At 61.7% G+C, this 18,381-nt stretch carries 17 protein-coding genes and 2 tRNA genes; 7 read left to right on the forward strand and 12 right to left on the reverse strand.

What is annotated here, in order from left to right:
• Window positions 1-2: 2 nt before the first annotated feature.
• From FHS92_RS04870 to FHS92_RS04885, 4 genes are all read right to left on the reverse strand, one after another.
• Window positions 3-350, reverse strand: coding sequence for a DUF952 domain-containing protein (locus tag FHS92_RS04870; protein ID WP_184077970.1), 348 nt, complete (start codon window positions 348-350; stop codon window positions 3-5).
• Window positions 347-3,064, reverse strand: a complete 2,718-nt coding sequence (gene gyrA, locus FHS92_RS04875) for a DNA gyrase subunit A (protein ID WP_184077972.1) — start codon at window positions 3,062-3,064, stop codon at window positions 347-349. Before gyrA ends, FHS92_RS04870 begins: the two co-directional genes overlap by 4 nt.
• 107 nt (window positions 3,065-3,171) lie before the next feature.
• On the reverse strand, window positions 3,172-3,666 hold the full coding sequence (locus tag FHS92_RS04880) for a DUF2306 domain-containing protein (RefSeq protein WP_343056655.1): 495 nt from the start codon (window positions 3,664-3,666) through the stop codon (window positions 3,172-3,174).
• The gene (locus FHS92_RS04885) at window positions 3,663-4,358 is read right to left on the reverse strand and encodes an SDR family NAD(P)-dependent oxidoreductase (RefSeq protein ID WP_343056656.1); all 696 of its coding nucleotides are present in this window, start codon (window positions 4,356-4,358) and stop codon (window positions 3,663-3,665) included. The genes FHS92_RS04880 and FHS92_RS04885 overlap by 4 nt, the downstream gene beginning before the upstream one ends.
• Window positions 4,359-4,616: 258 nt before the next feature.
• On the opposite strand from FHS92_RS04885, the gene FHS92_RS04890 reads away from it, so the two are divergent.
• Together FHS92_RS04890 and FHS92_RS04895 are read left to right on the forward strand one after the other, a co-directional pair.
• A complete protein-coding gene (locus FHS92_RS04890; protein ID WP_184077976.1) occupies window positions 4,617-5,897 on the forward strand; it encodes a hypothetical protein in 1,281 nt (426 codons plus the stop codon).
• A 42-nt stretch (window positions 5,898-5,939) separates the two neighbouring features.
• Window positions 5,940-7,199: a tetratricopeptide repeat protein gene (locus FHS92_RS04895; RefSeq protein ID WP_184077978.1), complete on the forward strand. Its 1,260-nt coding sequence runs from the start codon at window positions 5,940-5,942 to the stop codon at window positions 7,197-7,199.
• A gap of 7 nt (window positions 7,200-7,206) precedes the next feature.
• On the opposite strand, the gene FHS92_RS04900 is transcribed toward FHS92_RS04895, so the two are convergent.
• Window positions 7,207-7,698 carry an Lrp/AsnC family transcriptional regulator gene (locus FHS92_RS04900; RefSeq protein ID WP_184077980.1) on the reverse strand — a complete coding sequence of 164 codons (492 nt, stop codon included), beginning with the start codon at window positions 7,696-7,698 and terminating at the stop codon, window positions 7,207-7,209.
• Between the two features lie 168 nt (window positions 7,699-7,866).
• On the opposite strand from FHS92_RS04900, the gene FHS92_RS04905 reads away from it, so the two are divergent.
• The 5 genes from FHS92_RS04905 to FHS92_RS04925 all read left to right on the forward strand — a co-directional run bounded on the left by FHS92_RS04905 (window position 7,867) and on the right by FHS92_RS04925 (window position 12,072).
• Window positions 7,867-9,594 carry a histidine kinase dimerization/phospho-acceptor domain-containing protein gene (locus tag FHS92_RS04905; RefSeq protein WP_184077982.1) on the forward strand — a complete coding sequence of 576 codons (1,728 nt, stop codon included), beginning with the start codon at window positions 7,867-7,869 and terminating at the stop codon, window positions 9,592-9,594.
• A gap of 52 nt (window positions 9,595-9,646) precedes the next feature.
• A complete protein-coding gene (locus FHS92_RS04910) occupies window positions 9,647-10,681 on the forward strand; it encodes a polysaccharide deacetylase family protein (protein ID WP_184077984.1) in 1,035 nt (344 codons plus the stop codon).
• Window positions 10,682-10,746: 65 nt separating this feature from the next.
• Window positions 10,747-10,823 (forward strand) — tRNA-Ile (locus FHS92_RS04915).
• 34 nt (window positions 10,824-10,857) lie between these two features.
• Window positions 10,858-10,934: transfer RNA gene (locus FHS92_RS04920), tRNA-Pro, on the forward strand.
• Between the two features lie 190 nt (window positions 10,935-11,124).
• Complete coding sequence (locus tag FHS92_RS04925; protein ID WP_184077986.1) at window positions 11,125-12,072, forward strand: hypothetical protein; 948 nt, start codon at window positions 11,125-11,127, stop codon at window positions 12,070-12,072.
• A gap of 48 nt (window positions 12,073-12,120) precedes the next feature.
• On the opposite strand, the gene FHS92_RS04930 is transcribed toward FHS92_RS04925, so the two are convergent.
• From FHS92_RS04930 to FHS92_RS18630, 7 genes are all read right to left on the reverse strand, one after another.
• Entirely contained in the window at window positions 12,121-12,702 is a 582-nt protein-coding gene (locus tag FHS92_RS04930) for a recombinase family protein (protein ID WP_184077988.1), read from the reverse strand.
• A 1,373-nt stretch (window positions 12,703-14,075) separates the two neighbouring features.
• On the reverse strand, window positions 14,076-14,507 hold the full coding sequence (locus tag FHS92_RS04935) for a hypothetical protein (protein WP_184077990.1): 432 nt from the start codon (window positions 14,505-14,507) through the stop codon (window positions 14,076-14,078).
• A gap of 81 nt (window positions 14,508-14,588) precedes the next feature.
• Window positions 14,589-14,906, reverse strand: a complete 318-nt coding sequence (locus FHS92_RS04940) for a hypothetical protein (protein WP_184077992.1) — start codon at window positions 14,904-14,906, stop codon at window positions 14,589-14,591.
• A complete protein-coding gene (locus FHS92_RS18525; RefSeq protein WP_281377747.1) occupies window positions 14,903-15,028 on the reverse strand; it encodes a hypothetical protein in 126 nt (41 codons plus the stop codon). The genes FHS92_RS04940 and FHS92_RS18525 overlap by 4 nt, the downstream gene beginning before the upstream one ends.
• A 9-nt stretch (window positions 15,029-15,037) precedes the next feature.
• A complete protein-coding gene (locus tag FHS92_RS04945; protein WP_184077994.1) occupies window positions 15,038-15,730 on the reverse strand; it encodes a hypothetical protein in 693 nt (230 codons plus the stop codon).
• A 370-nt stretch (window positions 15,731-16,100) separates the two neighbouring features.
• Window positions 16,101-16,598 (reverse strand): antA/AntB antirepressor family protein, encoded by a 498-nt coding sequence (locus FHS92_RS04950; RefSeq protein WP_184077996.1) that lies wholly within the window; start codon window positions 16,596-16,598, stop codon window positions 16,101-16,103.
• A 194-nt stretch (window positions 16,599-16,792) separates the two neighbouring features.
• Entirely contained in the window at window positions 16,793-17,965 is a 1,173-nt protein-coding gene (locus FHS92_RS18630) for a tyrosine-type recombinase/integrase (RefSeq protein WP_221230880.1), read from the reverse strand.
• Between the last annotated feature and the right edge of the window lie 416 nt (window positions 17,966-18,381).

The raw sequence follows: 18,381 nt of genomic DNA on the forward strand, positions 1-18,381 counted from the left end.
CGCTAAAACCCGGCGGGAAGGATATGCGCACCGTCCTCGCCCAGGCGAATTTTCGCCTTTGTCGTCACGGCCGCCATCGGCAGATCACCATACACATGCGGAAACAATGCGCCGCCGCGCGACTCTTCCCACTTCACGCTGGCCCCCAGTGCCGACAGGTCGACCATGGCGAGGATGAGGTCATCCTGCCCCGCGAAATGCTTCGCCAGCGTGCCTGCCACCTGATCCCGCGCGGAAAGGTGGATATAACCGTCCGCCACATCCACCGGAGCGCCCGCGAAGGCGCCGTCCGCGCGAAACTGCTCCCACTGCACGCGGGTCAGGATCTTGAACGCGAACAGTTCGCTCATTCGCCGGACGGATCGGCGGCAGGCGCGTCTTCCACCGGAGAGCCGCTGTCGTCCGCCTGCTCATCGTCGCTGGCATCCTCGATCCGCGCGGCGGAGACAACATGCTCTTCATCAGCCACGTTGAACAGGCGCACACCTGCCGAGTTGCGCCCGATGACGCGCATGTCGGAGAGGCCCATGCGGATCAGCTTGGCCTGATCCGTCACGAGCATCAAATGGTCGTCCTTCGCGGCGGCAAAGCTCGCAACTACCGGGCCGTTGCGGGCGATATTGTCGATATTGCTGATCCCCTGCCCACCCCGGTTCGTGCGGCGATATTCATAGGCCGAGGACAGCTTGCCATAGCCGTTGGCGCAGACCGTGAGGATGAACTGCTCTCGCTCGGAGAGTTCGGCGAGGCGCTCAGCGGAAGTAGCGGGAACGCCCTCCTTCTCCGGCTTCCACGGGGCGTAACGCAGATAGTCTTCGCGCTCTTCCTGGTTCGTGCCGACGCGGTGCAGGATCGAGAGCGAGATCACCTCGTCATCTTCGCGCAGGGTCATGCCGCGCACGCCGGTCGACGTGCGGCTCTGAAATTCGCGCACATCGGTCGCAGCGAAGCGGATCGCCTTGCCCTGTCGCGTGGCGAGCAGCACGTCGTCGTCCTCGGTCAGCAGGCGCACGCCGATCAGGCAATCGTCGCTGCCCTCATCGAAGCGCATGGCGATTTTGCCATTGCCGGGGATGTTGGCGAACGCATCCATCGAGTTGCGGCGGACCGTTCCGTTGGCTGTCGCGAACATGACATGCAGGTCCTTCCAGCTCTCCTCGTCCTCGGGCAACGGCAGGACTGTCTGGATCGTCTCGCCCACGGCGAGCGGCAGCAGGTTGACCATCGGACGCCCGCGCGTCGCCGGGCCACCTTCGGGCAGGCGCCAGACTTTCAGGCGATAGACCTTGCCGTGGGTCGAGAAGAACAGCACCGGCGTGTGCGTGCTCGTCACGAACATTTCGGTGATGGCGTCTTCATCCTTCGTCGCCATGCCTGCGCGGCCCTTGCCGCCGCGCCCCTGCGCGCGGAAGCTGTCGAGCGGCGTGCGCTTGATATAGCCCTGCATCGTCACGGTGACGACCATGTCCTCGCGCTCGATCAGGTCTTCGTCGTCGATGCCGTCGGCAGCAGGCGCGATGGTGCAGCGGCGCGGCTTGGCGAACTCCGCCTCGATCGCTTCGAACTCCTCGCGCATCACGGCGTAGAGCTTTACCCGGTCGGCCAATATGTCGAGATACCCGGCAATGGCGGAGGCCAGCCCTTCCAGCTCGTTGCCGATCTCGTCGCGGCCCAGGGCCGTGAGGCGGTGCAGACGCAAATCGAGGATGGCCCGGACCTGAAGCTCCGACATGCGGTAGGTTTCGCCCTCGATCTCCGTCTCGATCGCCTCGACCAGACGGATGTAGGGCGCGATTTCCGCCACCGGCCAGTCCCGCGCCAGCAGCTTCTCGCGCGCATCCGCGGGGCTGGATGATCCGCGGATGATCTTCACGACTTCATCCAGATTGGTAACCGCAATGACCAGGCCCAGCAACAGGTGCGCCCGCTCGCGCGCCTTGTTCAGCTCGAACTTGGTACGGCGGGTGATGACCTCCTCACGAAACCTGACGAAGGCCTCGATGATATCCTTGAGGCCGAGCAGCTCGGGCCGCCCGCCGCGAATGGCGAGCATATTGGCCGGGAAGCTCGACTGCGCAGGCGTGTGCCGCCACAATTGATTGAGCACCACCTCCGGCGTTGCGTCGCGCTTCAGGTCAATGACGATGCGCACGCCTTCGCGGCTCGATTCGTCGCGAATATCGCTGACGCCCTCGATACGCTTGTCCTTGGCTGCCTCGGCGATTTTTTCGACCAGCCCGTTCTTGCCGGTCTGATAGGGAATGGCGGTGAGGACGATCGAACGGCGATCCCCGCGGCCTTCCTCCACCTCGTGCCGGGACCGCATGATGATCGACCCACGCCCCGTGTGATAGGCGCTGCGCGCGCCCGACTGCCCGAGGATCAGCGGCGCAGTCGGGAAGTCCGGGCCGGGAACGATCTCGATCAGTTCATCCACAGTGATAAGCGGATTTTCGATATAGGCGATGCAGGCACGCAGCACCTCGCCCAGATTGTGCGGCGGAATGTTGGTCGCCATGCCGACCGCGATGCCCCCCGCGCCATTGACAAGCAGATTCGGAAAACGCGCGGGCAAAACCTGCGGCTCGCTTTCCGACGCGTCATAATTCGGGGTGAAATCGACGGTGTCCTTGTCGAGGTCATCGAGCAACGCATTGGCGACCTTGGCCAGCCGCGCCTCGGTATAACGCATGGCCGCCGGGCTGTCCGGGTCCATCGATCCGAAGTTGCCCTGCCCGTCGATCAGCGGCACGCTCATCGACCAGTCCTGCGTCATGCGGGCGAGCGCGTCGTAGATCGAGCTGTCGCCATGCGGGTGATATTTACCCATGACGTCGCCGACGATGCGCGCCGACTTGCGATACTGCTTGTTGTAAACGAAACCCTGCTCATGCGCGCCGAAAAGGATACGGCGGTGGACCGGCTTGAGACCGTCGCGGACATCGGGAAGAGCGCGGCTTACGATGACGGACATGGCATAGTCGAGATAGCTCGACTTCATCTCGTCGACGATATTGATGGGGCTGATGTCCGAAGGGTCGGCGAGCGCGGTCTCGTCGGTCAATGCGATTCTCTTTTCGAATTATCGTTGATGGAAGATGTCTGATCTGTCCTAGCCCCTTAACGGGGCAATGTCACCCCTCGCGCGTACGCACGCGCACGCGCGAGGGGCTAGCCGAGCAGCCAGCGGCCGAGCATGCGGCCAAAGGGAAAGGTGAAAAAGCCCGCGATCAACAGCGCCCCCACGATCATACCCCGCACCTTCCGGCGGTGTTGTGCGACGCTGTGGCGACGCGCGAGCAGGATGATCATCGGGACTGCCGCGATCGTATACAGCGACAGAAGATGGATCGGGCTCCAGTGGCCGGGGCGTATCGCCTGAACGAAGAGGCTCGCGGCCGCGGTCAAAAACATCGCGATACACCACACCCAGCCCAATTGCCGGTGCCGTCGCGTGCCGCGCGGGTTGAGCATCAACACCGGCGTCAGCCCCAGGGCCAGCAGGACCGCGCCCAGATGAAGCCAGATCATCGGCGACACCTCGCCCCAATGCGCCCATCCCCGGCCAAGCGCCACTAAAACCACCACCAGCAGAAGTGCGCTCAGCCAAGCCAGCGCCCGCTCGAATCGATCGATCGCCGCATCGGGCAAACCGGTTGCCGTCACCCCGATATCTCCGTGCCATCCCAGGCGATATGCTTGCCGCTTTGCCCCACATTAAGGCCGTCAATCACGTCCAGCAATTGCATCGCAGCGCGGTCTGGCGTGAACAGGCTCCCCGGCGCGACATTGCCCTGAAATGGCTCAGACAGGCGCGTATCCACCGTCCCCGGATGAAGCGCGACAACAATCCCCCGCTTGTGCGTCCGCGCATGTTCGATCGCAAGGTTGCGGACCGTCATGACAAGCGCGGCCTTGCTCGCCCGATAGCTGTACCATCCGCCTGCACGATTGTCGGCGATGCTCCCGACCCGCGCGCCCAGCACCGCGAAGACGGCCCGGCTGTCTCTCGGCATACGCGGCAGGAAATGTTTGGCGACCAGCGCGGGACCGACGCAGTTGAGGCGGTAATTGTCCACCATCCACTGCGCATCCAGCGCCGCCATGGTCTTTTCTGGCCGACGATCCCTATCATGAAGCATGCCGGTGGCGACGATGACCAGCGACAATTTTTGGTCATCCGGCAGCGACGCGGCAGCCGCGGCAATCGTCGCTTCCTCGGTCAAATCGAGACTGTGGAGGTCGCCGTGGCGCCCGAAGCGGTGGACGTTGGCAAAAGCGCCCTCTTCCTCAAGCGCATCCGCAAGGGCCGCCCCGATCCCGCCGGTTGCTCCGATAACGACGGCTATATCCTTCACGCTGACGCTCCCTGCTCTCACGCCCGGCCGCAAATCGTGCTCCAGCCGGCGCGTGTCAAACATACCGTATGGCGTCGTGCCTTGTTCCTTGCCCCCTGTCATGCTTTTGCTGCAGATACAGCCATGACAAGCGGAACATCTCCCCCTATACCGCGCGTTCAACGCTCGTTCACGCGAGGAACCTTAGTTCATCGTTCCAAGTGAAGCGTCGTGACATTCACATTCCCCCGGCCGCTTTGGTCGCTTAGGAGACTGCATATGCGTTTTGTTTCGCCTGTTGCGTTAGGTTTGATGCTGGGACTCGCCAGCGTTTCCATGAGCGCGCCTACGGTTGCCGTTGCGAAGGAAAAGGCTCCTCCCGCGCCCAAGCTGAGCGCGGAAGTCACGAAGCCGCTCGTAGCGGCGCAGGAAGCCTTGAAAGCGAAGAATTTCGAGGCCGCCAAGACCGCGCTGGACCAGGCCGATGCGGTTGCCAAGACACCAGCCGACAAATATTTCGTTCACAGCATCCGGCTGAACCTTGGTCTTGCGACCAGTGACGCCGCCGTGCAGCGCACGTCGATTGAGGGCATGATCGCCAGCGGCGGCGCACCGGCCGCGGAACTGCCGAAGTACGAATTTTTCGCTGGCGATTTCGCGATGAAGGCGAAGGATTATGATGCGGCTATCGCGCATTTCAAAACCGCGGCCGATGGCGGTTATCCGGGCAGCGCGCCGTGGCTGCTGGGCGCGGAAGCCAATTTCCAGAAGGCCGTCTCGCTCTCGTCCAACAACCAGATCAGCCCGGCGGGCAAGCCCTTTGCCGCAGCTGGCCTGCCATTGCTGAAGCGCGCGATCGAGATCGAGAAGGCCGCTGGGACCGCCATTCCCGCGAGCTGGTACAACCGGGGTTTCTCCATGGCCTATGCCAGCGGTTCGCCCGACTCCCGTCAGTGGGGCGAGTGGAACACTGCAGCCGATCCTTCGCCCAACAACTGGCGTTCGATGCTGCGCTCCTACCAGGACGCCAACCGTCAGATGACACGCGGCGAAAACCTGGATGTCCTGCGCCTGCTGAAACAGACCAAGGGGTTGCTCGCCGAATATGACTATGGCGAATATGCCGATCTCGCGCAGAAAGCGGGTCTGCTGGGCGAAGTGAAATCGACGATTGATGCCGGACGCGCTTCGGGCAAGGTTGCGCCCAATCGCCTGACCGAACTCTATCAGATGGCCGATACGGGCATCGCCAAGGACAAGGCTTCTCTCCCCGCCAGCGAGGCTGACGCCAGCAAGGCCGCCACCGGCAAAGTCGCGGTCAACACTGCCGATGCCTATCTGGGCTATGGGGACTATGCGAAGGCGGCTGCGCTGTATCGCGTTGGTCTGCAGAAGGGGTCGGTCGATGTTCCCGAGGTCACCACCCGCCTCGCCATCGCACTTGCTCTTTCGGGTGACACCGCTGGCGCCAAGGAAAATTTTGCCAAGGTCACCGGTGGAACGCGTGGCGACATCGCCCGTTACTGGGTGATGTGGCTGGACCAGAAGCCTGCGGCCTGATCGAAACCGCGGTTTTCTTACAATGACAAGGATGAGGGCAGGATGAAGCGTAACCGGGGTATCAACCGCAGGCTTCCTTCTGCCTTCATTGTAACCGCCGCCCTCGGGCTTGCCACGCTGTCCTCCCAGGGAGCGCACGCCAAGCCCAAGGAGGCCGCGTCGTCTGCGGCGTCCGCCTCGGCAGCGTTCCGGACGGCAGCTGCGGCAGCGCATACGAGCCTGGCCGCCAACGATCTTGCCGGTGCGCGCACGGCGATATCCGGTCTGGCGCCTGCGTCCGCGCTGGAAACCTATCTGGCAGCCTCGCTCCGGATGGACCTGGCCGTCCGTAGCAACGACACCGCGAGCCAGCGAAAGGCGTTAGCCGACATGCTGGGCAGCGGCGCCATGCCCGCAGGGCAGGAAGGCTATCTGCGGTATCTGGCAGGCTACGCCGCATTGCAGGCCGGAGCGAGTGACGAGGGGATCGACCAGTTGCAGCGTGCGCGCGCTTTGGGCCAGACCGATCCGCATGTGTCCCTGCTGCTCGTTGACGCTTATCTGCGCCGCAAGCGGCCGGACGATGCCATTAGCCTCCTGCAGGAAACGATCGACAAACAGCGCGCCGCCGGACAAGCCGTCCCGGTTACCTGGTATGATCGCGGGGCATCGCTTGCTTTCAACCGCAAGAACTGGCCCCAGCTCGCGCGATTTTATGCCGGCAGGCTGACCGAGAAGCCGACGCCCGGCGACTGGCGGACGGCGACGTCCAGCTATATTTTCGGGGCGGCACCGGACAAGGAAGCGCAGCTTGACCTCATCCGTCTGCAGGCGGCTACGGGAGCGCTTGCCAGCGAGCGCGATGTGCAGAATTATGCGACCCTTGCCGCCGGGCAAGGCTATTCCGCCGAAGCCAAGACGGTTATCGAGGCGGGACGCAGCAATGGCGAACTATCCGCCGTTGATCCTGTGACCAAACCGCTGCTCGCCAGTCTTGCCCCCAAGGCGGTGAAAAACCTGGCGGCGCTCAAGACGCTCCCGGGGCGATCCGCCCTCGCGACAGGCGGTCAGGCGGCGGCAGACAGCGGGGACGCGCTCCTCGCCAACGCCCAATATGCGGAAGCCGTACCCTTTTATCGCGCGGCTTTGACCAAGGGCGGCGTTGACGCCAGCCGGGTGAACACGCGCCTCGGGATCGCATTGGCCCGCTCGGGCGACCTGCAGGGAGCCCAAGCGGCGTTCGCGCAGGCCAAAGGGCCGTGGGCCGATGTTGCTGCCTATTGGAATGCCTGGGTCGTCAACCAGGTTCCCGCCAAACGCTGAGTCCTGGTCATGCCCGCTCGGGCAGGCGCGCCTCCATCGGGATGCCCGGTTCGTTTTTCGCCGTGCGGATGATCAGGGACGTTTTGACGCTGGCGACGTTCGGCGTCGGCGTCAGCTTCGTGGTAAGAAATTGCTGAAAACTCTGAAGATCACGCGCCATCACTTTGAGAATAAAGTCAATTTCTCCATTCAGCATATGGCACTCCCGCACTTCGGGAAGCGTGGCGACATAAGACTCAAACGCCGAGAGATCGGCCTCTGCCTGGCTCTTCAGGCTGACCATCGCAAATACGGTAATGGTGAAACCGAGCGCAGGGCCATTGATCGATGCATGATAGGCCTCGATCAGACCTGCCTCTTCCAAAGCCCGAACCCGCCGTAGGCACGGGGGCGCCGTCAGGCCGACCTTGCCCGCCAATTCGATATTGGTGATGCGTCCATTGGCCTGAAGTTCGGCCAAAATCGCCCAGTCAATTTCGTCCACTGTGAGACGTGCCATTCAAATAATATCCTTACGAACTTCGAAGCAAATCTATAATAAAATTTCACACTGTTCAACCGTCCCACAATGCAACGCTCGTTCGTTAGGGATGTTCAACCCCTTTCGCTTTCGTGCCGAAACCCGTACACGAACCGGACGAGGCTGTTGTGCCGCTAGGGGACCATTGTGCGTTTTAACGACCTGTTACAGACCGTGCTTGCGGCGCCGGAACGCACCGGCCTTGGCGCAGTGACGCAGTGGCGTCAATGCGTTGATATGCTTGCGCAATATGACAGCGCCGATAACCCGCAGCTCGCGCAGTCGGATCGTGCGGTGCTGATCCAGCGGCTCACCGGCCTGCGCACGCAAATCACCGAGACGCAGCGTATTTCAAGCGTCGTAGAGCTGGGCAGCCGGCTGCGCTCTCCCGCACTGATAGAACTGTTCGCGCATGATCGCCCCGCTGTGTGCGCGGCTGCAATGTCCCGCGCGAACCTGCCCGATCCGCTTTGGCCAGCCCTCCTGCCCCGGCTCGGGCCGACGGCACGCGGGGTTCTTCGCGGGCGGCGGGACGTCGGCGACCTGACCCGCCGCGCGCTTGAAGCGTTTGGCGCGACCGATCTCGTTCTGGCTGGCACGGCGGGCGAAGCTGCCTCCGTGATGGACCTGACGCCTGCGATGGCGGTGGCCCCGGCGGAAGCCCCGACCGCTGCCGATGAAGCCGAATCCGCAAGTCAGATCCGCCAGCTCGTCGACCGGATCGAGCGCTTCACCAGCCTCGGTCGTGCGCGTCCGAGCCCCACGCCACCCACGCCCGTCCCGCACGAGGATGCGGACCTCGCCACGGCACGACACTTCGCGTTCGAAACCGACTCCGCCGGCGCGATCGTATGGGTGGATGGCGGGTCGCGCGCCGCCCTCATCGGCCTGATGCTTGGCGAAACCGCGCTGCCCGGAATGACCGGAGCGGACGGGCACATTGTCGGCGCATTTATCCGTCGCAGCAGCTTCCAGCACGGTCGCTTATGGATCAGCGACGGTCCTTATGAAGGCGAATGGCGGTTGTCGGCCATCCCGTTTTTCGATCCGGCGTCGGGACGCTTCCAGGGCTATCGTGGGCAGGCTCGCCGCCCTCATCTGCACGAAGTGCCCCATGCTCCGCGCGCGGAGCAGGAGCGACGCGAGGCGATCTCGCTCGATTCGATGCGGCAGCTTATCCATGAGCTGCGGACGCCCCTTAACGCGATCCTGGGCTTTGCCGAGATTATCGAACAGCAATTGTTCGGACCCGCCGACGTCCATTACCGGGAAATGGCCGGCAATATTCTGGGCGACGCCCGGCGGCTGCTGACGGCGTTCGACGATCTGGATCTCGCTGCCCGCAGCGTGTCACCCGGTCATGAGCGTCAAGCCGCCAAGGCTGCCCGCGCGGTGGATCTGGAAGCGTTGATCGACAGCGCCTGTGGCCTGTTCGATCAGTGGAGCGGGACGGATCGGCATCCATCCGTAAAGGTCACGGCGGCCGTGGGTCTGCCGCATGTGCTGGTCGATCCGGTGCAGGGAGAGCGGATGATCCAGCATCTTCTCCGCACCCTGATTTCCGTGTTGCGGCACGGAGAGATGCTGCAGGGGTCCACTTGGTTCCAGCCCGATGGCGATGGCGGCCAGGTGCTGCTCGCCTTTGATCGCCCGTCCCGCCTGGCCGATGCGGACGAAGCACAGATTATGGACCCCGGCTATGGCGCCGACGGCAGTTGGCCGGATGCGCCCTTGCTCGGCCTGGGCTTTTCACTCCGGCTGGTGCGCTCGCTCGCCCATGCCCATGGCGGGTCGCTCCATGTGGAGGGAAACCGTATCCTGCTCGCCTTGCCGGTCGCGTTCGCGCACGCCGAGGATGAAGCGGGAAGTCATTGAATTCACGCTGACGGAAAACGCAATCGCAACCTTTGGGCGTTAAGGCCGGGGCATGACACGCCCGCCGGATCTTGCCCGATCGCCCGACAGGGACAGCTTGCTGGCTCGCCCTGACCGGGATGATTTCGCGCAGCTCGCTCCCGATTTTGGCAGGCGCTTCCTGCTAGTGGTGGATACCGAAGAGGAGTTTGACTGGCTCGCCCCTTTCTCGCGCGCCAACCGCAGCGTCACCGCGCTGGGCGGGATGGCCCGTGGGCAGGCCTATTTCACGCAGGCGGGCGTACGACCGCTGTGGGTGACGGACTGGCCGGTGGCCGATCATCCTCAGGCTGGCGCGATGATGGCGCAGTGGGTCGCCGACGGCGTGGCGGATGTGGGTGCGCATCTTCATCCGTGGGTCAATCCGCCCGATCTCGAAGCCGTCAACGCTGCGAACAGCTTCGCAGGGTCGCTGCCGGAAGAATGGGAGCGGCAGAAGCTGACCCTGCTGCGCGACAGGATCGCGGAAGTAACCGGCGTCGCGCCGATCGCCTATCGCGCGGGTCGTTATGGCATAGGCCCCAACAGCGGACGCATTCTCCACGATCTGGGCTTCCGCGTCGACACATCGGTGCGCAGCCGTTTCGATTACAGGGCCCAGCACGGGCCGGATTTTTCCGCCATGCCGATCCGACCCTGGCGGGCCGGGCCGGAACGTGCCCTTCTCGAACTGCCATTATCCACCGCCCATTGCGGCCCGCTCGCGCCCATCGGCGATCGGCTGACCCCCCTGCTCGAGCGGAAGGGACTGGCGGCTGGCGCCCTGTCCCGTCTCCGGCTGCTGGAACGTATCCCTCTTACCCCGGAAGACGTCCCCCTGAGCGCCGCCCTTCGCGCCATCGACGCGCTGATCGCCGAGGACGCCCGGTTGCTGATGTTCAGTTTCCATTCGCCGACGCTGGAGCCGGGTTGTGGACTTTATGTAAAAAATGAATCGCAACTTATTGATTTTTATCGCTGGTGGGATGGCGTTCTCGATCACCTCGCTGTGCGCGGCGTCACGCCCGCCGGTCTGCACGATGTTCTTTCGGCGGCTTCGCGCGGATAGATGCGCTCCCCGACGCAAGTTGCTTGCCAAGCATGGCGTCCGTGCGCTATCCGCGCAGTCCGGTGGGGCCTGTAGCTCAGTTGGTTAGAGCTGGCCGCTCATAACGGCTAGGTCGCGGGTTCGAGTCCTGCCGGGCCCACCAGCCATTCCGGCACCAGCGGAATGGTCTTCTACGTCGGGGAGTAGCGCAGTCTGGTAGCGCGCCTGCTTTGGGAGCAGGATGTCGCAGGTTCGAATCCTGTCTCCCCGACCATTTCCTAATTTTCGTTAGTTTTCAGTGTGTTAGAGAGATTTCACACTCTCGTGTGTGCCAGCTTTGTGTGCCCGTTTTGGGTGCCTAATAGAATGGCTGGCACCGTTAAATCAGCGTGATACGCTGCAGCCGCGCTGAGACTCGTAAAGTCCCACTAGTATGATATCGCATATTCTCGTCGGAGGCCTGTTTGCGGAAGAAGAAAAGAGTCAATGGTCAGGCTGTTCGCGAGTGGTTGAACGTAATCGCGGCAGTAGGAGCGTTGTTGGTAGGCGTTGTGTCGTTTTGGACCACCGCAAGAATTTCTGGGCTGGAAGATTATCTGCGCTCTGAAATTGGTCGACGAAATACCGAACTTAACGCATTGTCGTCCCGGAGCGAAAGGGCGCAACTTCTTGCCGAAAGGCGTGCGGAATCCCTTAGCCGCCTCCAATTCTCGGCAGATGAACTAGCAGGTTCTTTTGCAGCTACCCAAGCTCGTCTCGAGCAAGCCAAGGACAGGTTAGGAGATGTTCAGGCACAGCTAGGTGCATCCCAGCAAAGACTTTCCGACTTAGATAAACGGTCGTCTTTACAGGCAGGGCAACTTGATCTGCTCAGCCGCCGCCGCGTACTCCAGGATGTAAGCTTGAGGCTAATTTTTCATCTGATGTCTGACGAGTCCCAATCTCTATTGGGTCAAGCGGCGTATACATTGATAACCACTAGCGCGGCAGGCCGCGACGAAAATGACCTGATCCCGTATTTCGATCAGTTAAGACATTCGGCCACATTCACTTGCGGACCGTTGAAATCGTTTGCTCCTGATCTGCTTAAGCAGAAACCGTACCCTAAAAGTCCCGAACCGCCTGGCAGGAAAGTTGCGGGCCAACCAGGTGTCCGAATGATGACACGAACTGAGCAGGACGAATGGGGAAAAGCGGAGGACGAGCATTCCCGCATCTATGGCGAGGTCAGCACGTTCAATACGGCAGCGGTGACATACAATATAGATTTGCGGAGATATGCCTCGGAGAGCGCGCAGGAATGCGTCTGTTTGGCTTTGGCAACCGAGGTGCATCCCGCATCATCTATTTGCCCGGGTCTTACTCATCCGACGTTGCCCAAGCGACCTGATGGACTTCAGGAAGAAAATTAAAATCAAAAAAGCAGGGCAGCACGGGACTAAGCACGAACCGGCTACTCGCTACCCCACCGCACAATACCGCTTCACGGTAGCAAGGCTCAGGCCGAAGTGGCGGGCCGTAACGGTGATGCTCGCGCCCTCAGTTTTCCTCCAGTCCCTCACAGTGTCCTTATCAGCTGCATAGGGACGCCCAAGGCTCTCCTTGCCCCGATGTGTCCTGCCGGTTTCCGCAAGAGCCTTGCGGGCGGCTATACGGCCCGCTGCGGTACGCTCGGCGATCCTGCGGCGTTCCATGGTGGCCATCTGTGCCAGCACGGCTATGATGATTTCCCCAACGCCTTCCCCGATAGGCCCGATGCCGTGGACGTGCAGGGTGATGCCCTTGATGAGCATGTCGCGAACGGTTGATTGCACGTCGATGGCATCGCGGCCCAGCCGGTCGACGGCATAGACATGCAGCGTGTCTCCGCTGCGCAGGGTTGCCAGCATGGCAGCGAAGCCGGGACGCTGAGCAGCCAGCACGCCCCCGCTCACGCCCTCGTCAGAGAACTCCTGATCGAATCCCCCGCCCATGGCAGCCCGTTGAGCCTCTATGGATTGGTCGGTGGTCGATACGCGGTAATAGGCGATGCGATGGGACATGGTGCTAGGCTCACAAGTTAGGAGTGCTGATTGCCCGGCTCATATACCCGGCTCAATGAGCGTGTCAATATATCTTGTGAGCCTAGCTCGCAGGTTAGACCTTTAGAGCCATGGCATAGGCGTGCAAATCCAAAGGCAATGGACAGGCGGCAGCCGCCCGACGTCGAGCCGAACGTAGCACCCTGCGGTGAACAGAGACACGGCGGTCCTCTGCCCTGCGGATCGCGTGCAGTGCTCTTAGCTCCTCATTTTGGAGTCGCGTCCATAGCGGGATGAGTTTGGCCAAGGGTCCGGCCTCTCTCATAGCGGCGGCGTTGCCCTCGAGCAGCCGTGTGATCCTAAAACGGATAGCAGTCGTGTGCAGCGTCGGGTGAGCCGCGACGAGATCAGCGGTCGTGCGATAGGTGATGTTCATGAGTGCCCCTTTCTTTTGGAGCACCCCCTTAGCCTGTAACTAGAACTAAGTCATTGATATTAAACATCCATTAGCCCAACTATCGGGCTAACGGAAGGATCGACATGCCCCATGGGGGGGTAGGGCCACGTTGCGCTGTGCGTTATCCCACCTCGGATTTTTGCAGTAAAACTAACGGCGCAGCATGGCCCTCTCATGCGTATGCAAGGGACGACGCTGGATCGGTCGTGTATCCCGGGGACCAGTCCGCAAAGGCATCTGCAAAGGGGTCAAGCTCGATTGGCTCTACCTCTGTGATACATGTCAGAGTGGACTCGGCCTGTCGTCCCAGAGCGTGCATCGTGCGCGTGCGTTCGAGGCCTGCGTTTCCCTGTTCCAGTACGCGAGTAAACCGAGGTGTATCCGCGTGTGACTTGCAGGCCTTGGTCGCCCGGAACAGAGCTTCCCGTTCCAGGCATCGGCAGGACAGCTCGGCAACGGAGATATAGCCGGTTCCATCTCTCAATCTTATACGATGGCTGCCCTCAGACTTCTCGCGGATAACCAAAGGTGCCCTGCGGGATCGCCCGGTGTGCAGCGCGGTCCACAGGTCATCCTTGATTTCCTGCCGAAGCCTGTACCGTGCGTCACTTACCACGGTGGCGTGAGCATCACGCTTTTGAGCAGCAGCGGTCACCCTCGTTGTCGCAGCAGCGGCGCGGCAGACCATACAGGAGCCACGATGACTGCCGCTGGCCAGTCTCTCAAAGGCAGAGACGGGCTTGGTCTCCTTGCAGGCTTTGCAGGTTTGGAAGTCGGTCATTGCGGGTTGCTCCATAGGATGCCCCGCAGGACACTTTCCGCAAACCTGAGGTCAGCGAAAGGGGACCGAAGGGCGCACGGGTTTCTGGGGGTTTGAAGGGTGCTTAGCGTGACAAAATCGGGGGGTAGGGTATCAGCCTAGCCAAGTCCTCCCATGTCACGCTAAGCGGCGTTTGGATCGAGCCTGTTTGACGGTCGTATTGCGGGCCATGCAGGCACTGCCACTCTCGTCATAGCCAACGATATCGAGTGCTTTCAGACAGGCGACAAAATCCTCATCGCTCAGGGCCGGTGGCCAGCGGCGATTGACTTCGGCCAGCGCGTGCGAACGCGGCACGGTCAGACCCCATTGGCTGGAGCCCTGCCGGATCGGACCCGCGAAGCCCAACAGGTGCAGGGCGTTGCGTAGTGCTCCAAGGTTGAAGGCGTAGCAATCATTGCCACGGCTCGCCCGCTTGCGGCAGCCTGCCGAGCAATAGCGGGAGGTGGAACGACGGGCGTGATAGGTTGCGCCACAGGGCGCACAGACGCTCTGCCTGCCCATGGGGCGAGAGGGAGCGGTCACCGCTTGCGCGGCAGAAATAGACATGAGTTTTGCTTCTCTGGGGTGCTTCTCAGGAAAAGGGTCCTCCTCCCCCCGGAGAAGCAGACAGGGGGAGGAGGTAGAGGGTCAGCCCCGGCCAATCCCCGGCTTGAACTCGCGGTGGTCCTTGGGGACCTTGCGATGATGCGCCGGAGGGATGTCGGAGGTAACTGCGGGCAGCTCGGGAGCAGCGCGACGGAGCGGAAGCGGCATGCTTACCGCGACCGGCTGGGGTTCATCGGGGAGCCGATGGATGGGTGCACCAATGTCGATACGCACAACACCATTGCCAAAGTCTGTCAGGAACTCACGTTCGTCACGGACGGTCTCGGGCAGCGGGGTGTTGTTGCGGCGCTCGCCATACCAACGGCCCTCGCGGGAGCTGTAGCGTGTGCCTCGCATCATTGGTCGTCAGGCTCAGCCTCGCTCAGGTCGTCTCGCTCTTCGACGTCCATGCGCGTGATCTGGAGAAAGCCACCGCCAAGGTCGACGACGGTTTCAGCAGGGGTATCTGCAGGAGTGGTCATAGCGCGTCCTTAATTGATCGTCTGGCGATGGTGCTTGGCGTAGGTCTCGGCTTGTGCCTTGATGCGCTCATCGCGCAGTATCTTCTCGCCAAGGGCCTTTGCTTCTTCACGTTCGGCCAGCTGCTGTCGGACGTTACGGGCATGACGCACGTCGGCGCGGGCCGCGTCGTCCAAGTCTTTCTGGCCTTCGATGCCCGCGATCAGCACCATGTTGTGGCGGATTTCATCAAGGCGGGCTTCGCGAGCCGTGCGGGCGTCGCGGTTATAGCGATAGACCGGAACAGCAACGGGCCTGCCATCAACATACTCGGTGCGATGCTCGACCACGTCGGCAAGCTCGGCGTCGATCCGGTCGGCTTCCTTGGCGAGCTGACGCAGGTTGGACATCTGCTCCAAAGCGGTGCGCTCTAGTGCGGTCGTGCCTTCACCTGCACCGCACAGGAGACGGGCATCAACGCTCTTTTCCCGCAGCACTGTGATGAGAGCCGCATGGACAGCCTCCGGATCGGCGCTACCCGCACGCTCCATCACGACCTTTTGATCGTCGGGTGAAAGGGCTGAGATTGAAGGGGTCAGAATCTTGGGGTCGCCTTTCACGGTCCAGTTGGACGGCAACTCCTCCAAAGGACGAATATATGATGCGGCAGCCAGCTCCTCAGCTGTTGGTTCGGCGGCGGGGTCGGTGTGGGGGGTGTCGGTCATAAGATGCTTTCGATGAGGGAGCAGCGGGCTCCGTTGAGATGCTGGCGGGTGCCAGAAGGGAACCGCAGGGCCAGCGGGCGCACTGCGGGGTCTTTCGCTGCCGAGGCAGGAAACTAAAAAGGGTGGTACGTCCCGCCTGACCCGCTGAGCGCAAGCGGGACGCACCGGTACGGGACCTCAACCCCGGCGGGGAGGTCGACCGAGCTGCAATGAGATGGAAGGCCGATAGCGGGTGTGGCGAGGGTGCCTTAGGTACACCTAAGTATGTTCCCTCCTCCGAGGGTGAGTACTAATGTGAAAGGCGCAGATTTCTGCGGACTGCCCTTGGGCCATCAACGTCCCCGCCATCTCCCGCGCGGCCTTCTCCATCTCAATGAAGTACCGGCGGGTCGCCCTCCCCCGGCTCTGTGCGTTCGACCATCGCGAGTTCCTTCGCGGTGTCGAGGGTGAGGAGATAGTCCGTACGGGGGCGACCGCGAGTTTTGCACACGCTCGTGCAAAAGTCGGGGCCTTCCTCGAACCCATACTCTGCAACGCGACGTCGCATCCACTGGTGGAAACGGTCCTTGATACGGAGCCAATCGTAGAGCTGGCGGGCGTCGATCATGGTCTCCCCCTCACGGTCCTGCGGGATCACTGCGGCTTCGAAGGTGAGGAGGTGATCGATGCGGGGACGGCCCCGAGTTTTTACCGTGGCCGTGAAAAAGCCCTTCGCATTGTCGAACCTGTGCTCAGCTGTGCAGCGGCGCATATATTGCGGAAAGCTATCATGCACTACCAACCATGGGTGCAGCTGCCGGGCGTTAATCATCAGGGTGCCCTCACGGTATTGCGGGATCACGACGGCTTCGAAGACCACTGATGGCACTAAAGCCGCTTCTTTCGCCTCGCTAAGTCATGGCATTGGATAGGAGATTTCAATGCCCCGATACCCCTCTCGACGTTTCATCCGCCGAATAAATGACTGTTCCAAACACGAAAATTGCCCCTGTGGCGACGCCACCCCGCGCAAGGGAGGCGCGTTTTTGAGTAACCGGGCTCGGCCGCCAAACGCATTGGGCACTAAGTAGGTTTGCAAGGTTCCTTGATCCGATACTCATCAGGGATTGGGAGATTTGGATACGCAATGAGAGAGACCACCTTAGCCTTGCGTCGCAATTCCGCTTCGCCGCCATAGGTGCCGAACGTGAAGCCTGCTTTCTCGTGGCCGACGATCTGCGCCACTTCCTGTTCTGGCACTCGCCGCCGCTCCAACTGTCCAACGAAATTCTTGCGGAAAGAGTGGAAGGCCTTCACCCTATCCCGGTAGCCCTTCCCTGCCTTGTGCCGGGAGAATTCTTTCCCGGCATCCCCGCCCGGCTTTCCTCCCGGTCCTTCATCGCGAAAGCTCGGCCACAAGCGATTGCCCCCCTCGCCCGTCGCCTTATCCACGAGCCACCAGAGCGCCGGATGAATAGGAACGTCCCGATTTCCAGCGCGCGTCTTTGCATCGGTTACGCGGATAAAGGGCACAGGCTTTCGCTGAATGTCCGCAACGGTAAGGGAGGCGATTTCATCAAGCCGCATTCCCGAGTAAAGGGCGACCAGCATCAGCTCTGTCAGGTCGGCACGCTTAGGCGGCGGCGAAAACAGTTTCGTCAACTCGTCCTCGGTCCAAGCCACATAGCCCTGAGCGTTTATGCCCTCTTTCAATGTCCGATGATGACCCTCAAACGGGTTCTCACCATCGCAATGGCCACGCCGCTTTGCCCATTTCCAGAACGTTTTCAGGGTCGCCATGTGCCGGTTGACCGTAGCGTCCGCAAGACCCTTCGGCTGCCCTCCGTAGGCCTTCATCAACTCCCGCCATGGCATCTCGCGAGCCTTCGGCTTGCGCGCCCAATTCGGGTGCAACTGGCGAAGTGCGTCGACAAAATGAGCGGCATCGGGGTCGCGGACATCACGTATCGGCTTTTTGCCGAAGAAACCGGCGAATAGGTCAAAGGTGGCGAGCATCTGCTGCTCTGTGTTGGTCGCTTTGAGGCCGTGCTTGGTTCGCCACGTCACCATGTAGTCGTCCGCAAGCTCGCGAAATGGCGCTTGCATGGATTTGCGGATGGGCACAGGGAGCCCCTGAACCGTGCTGCGGGCATCGTGAAGGGCAGCTAGGCGATATTCTTCGACATCCGGCAGGTCATCTTGGCCTTCGTACTCCTCGGCAATCTTGCCGATTTCCCACTCAATCCCGGCTTCCACAGGGTCCTCTCCGGGCGTCTGAACTATGAACTCGCCCGCCTCAGCCCTTTGTCGGAGGTCATGGTACAGGGTCCGCAGCTGTGTCGGATCGAGGTCATCTGAGGGTGACTGTGGGGACACTGGAGGCAGCTCCAGCCACTGCAGCCGCAATCCTGCCTCCCACGCCTCTGCCTGTGCCTTTGCGGCTCTGCCGTCTGAGGTGGCGAGCGTGAGGTATAAAAACTCTTTTCCACCATTCGCTGCGCGAATCATCAATGGGACTCGCACTTTCGCTTGGTAACGGTGGTGCTTTTTGCGAAGGAAAACCAACGATTGAAACTCTCTGTGTGCCCGTTTTGTGTGCCAGCTTTGTGGGCCATAAGGTACGGAAAAGTCAAGGTTTCTAGGTTTTCTGCGGGTTAGACGTGTGCCAGTCT

This window comes from Sphingobium subterraneum (assembly GCF_014199435.1).
GTDB classification, from domain to species: Bacteria; Pseudomonadota; Alphaproteobacteria; order Sphingomonadales; family Sphingomonadaceae; genus Sphingobium; species Sphingobium subterraneum.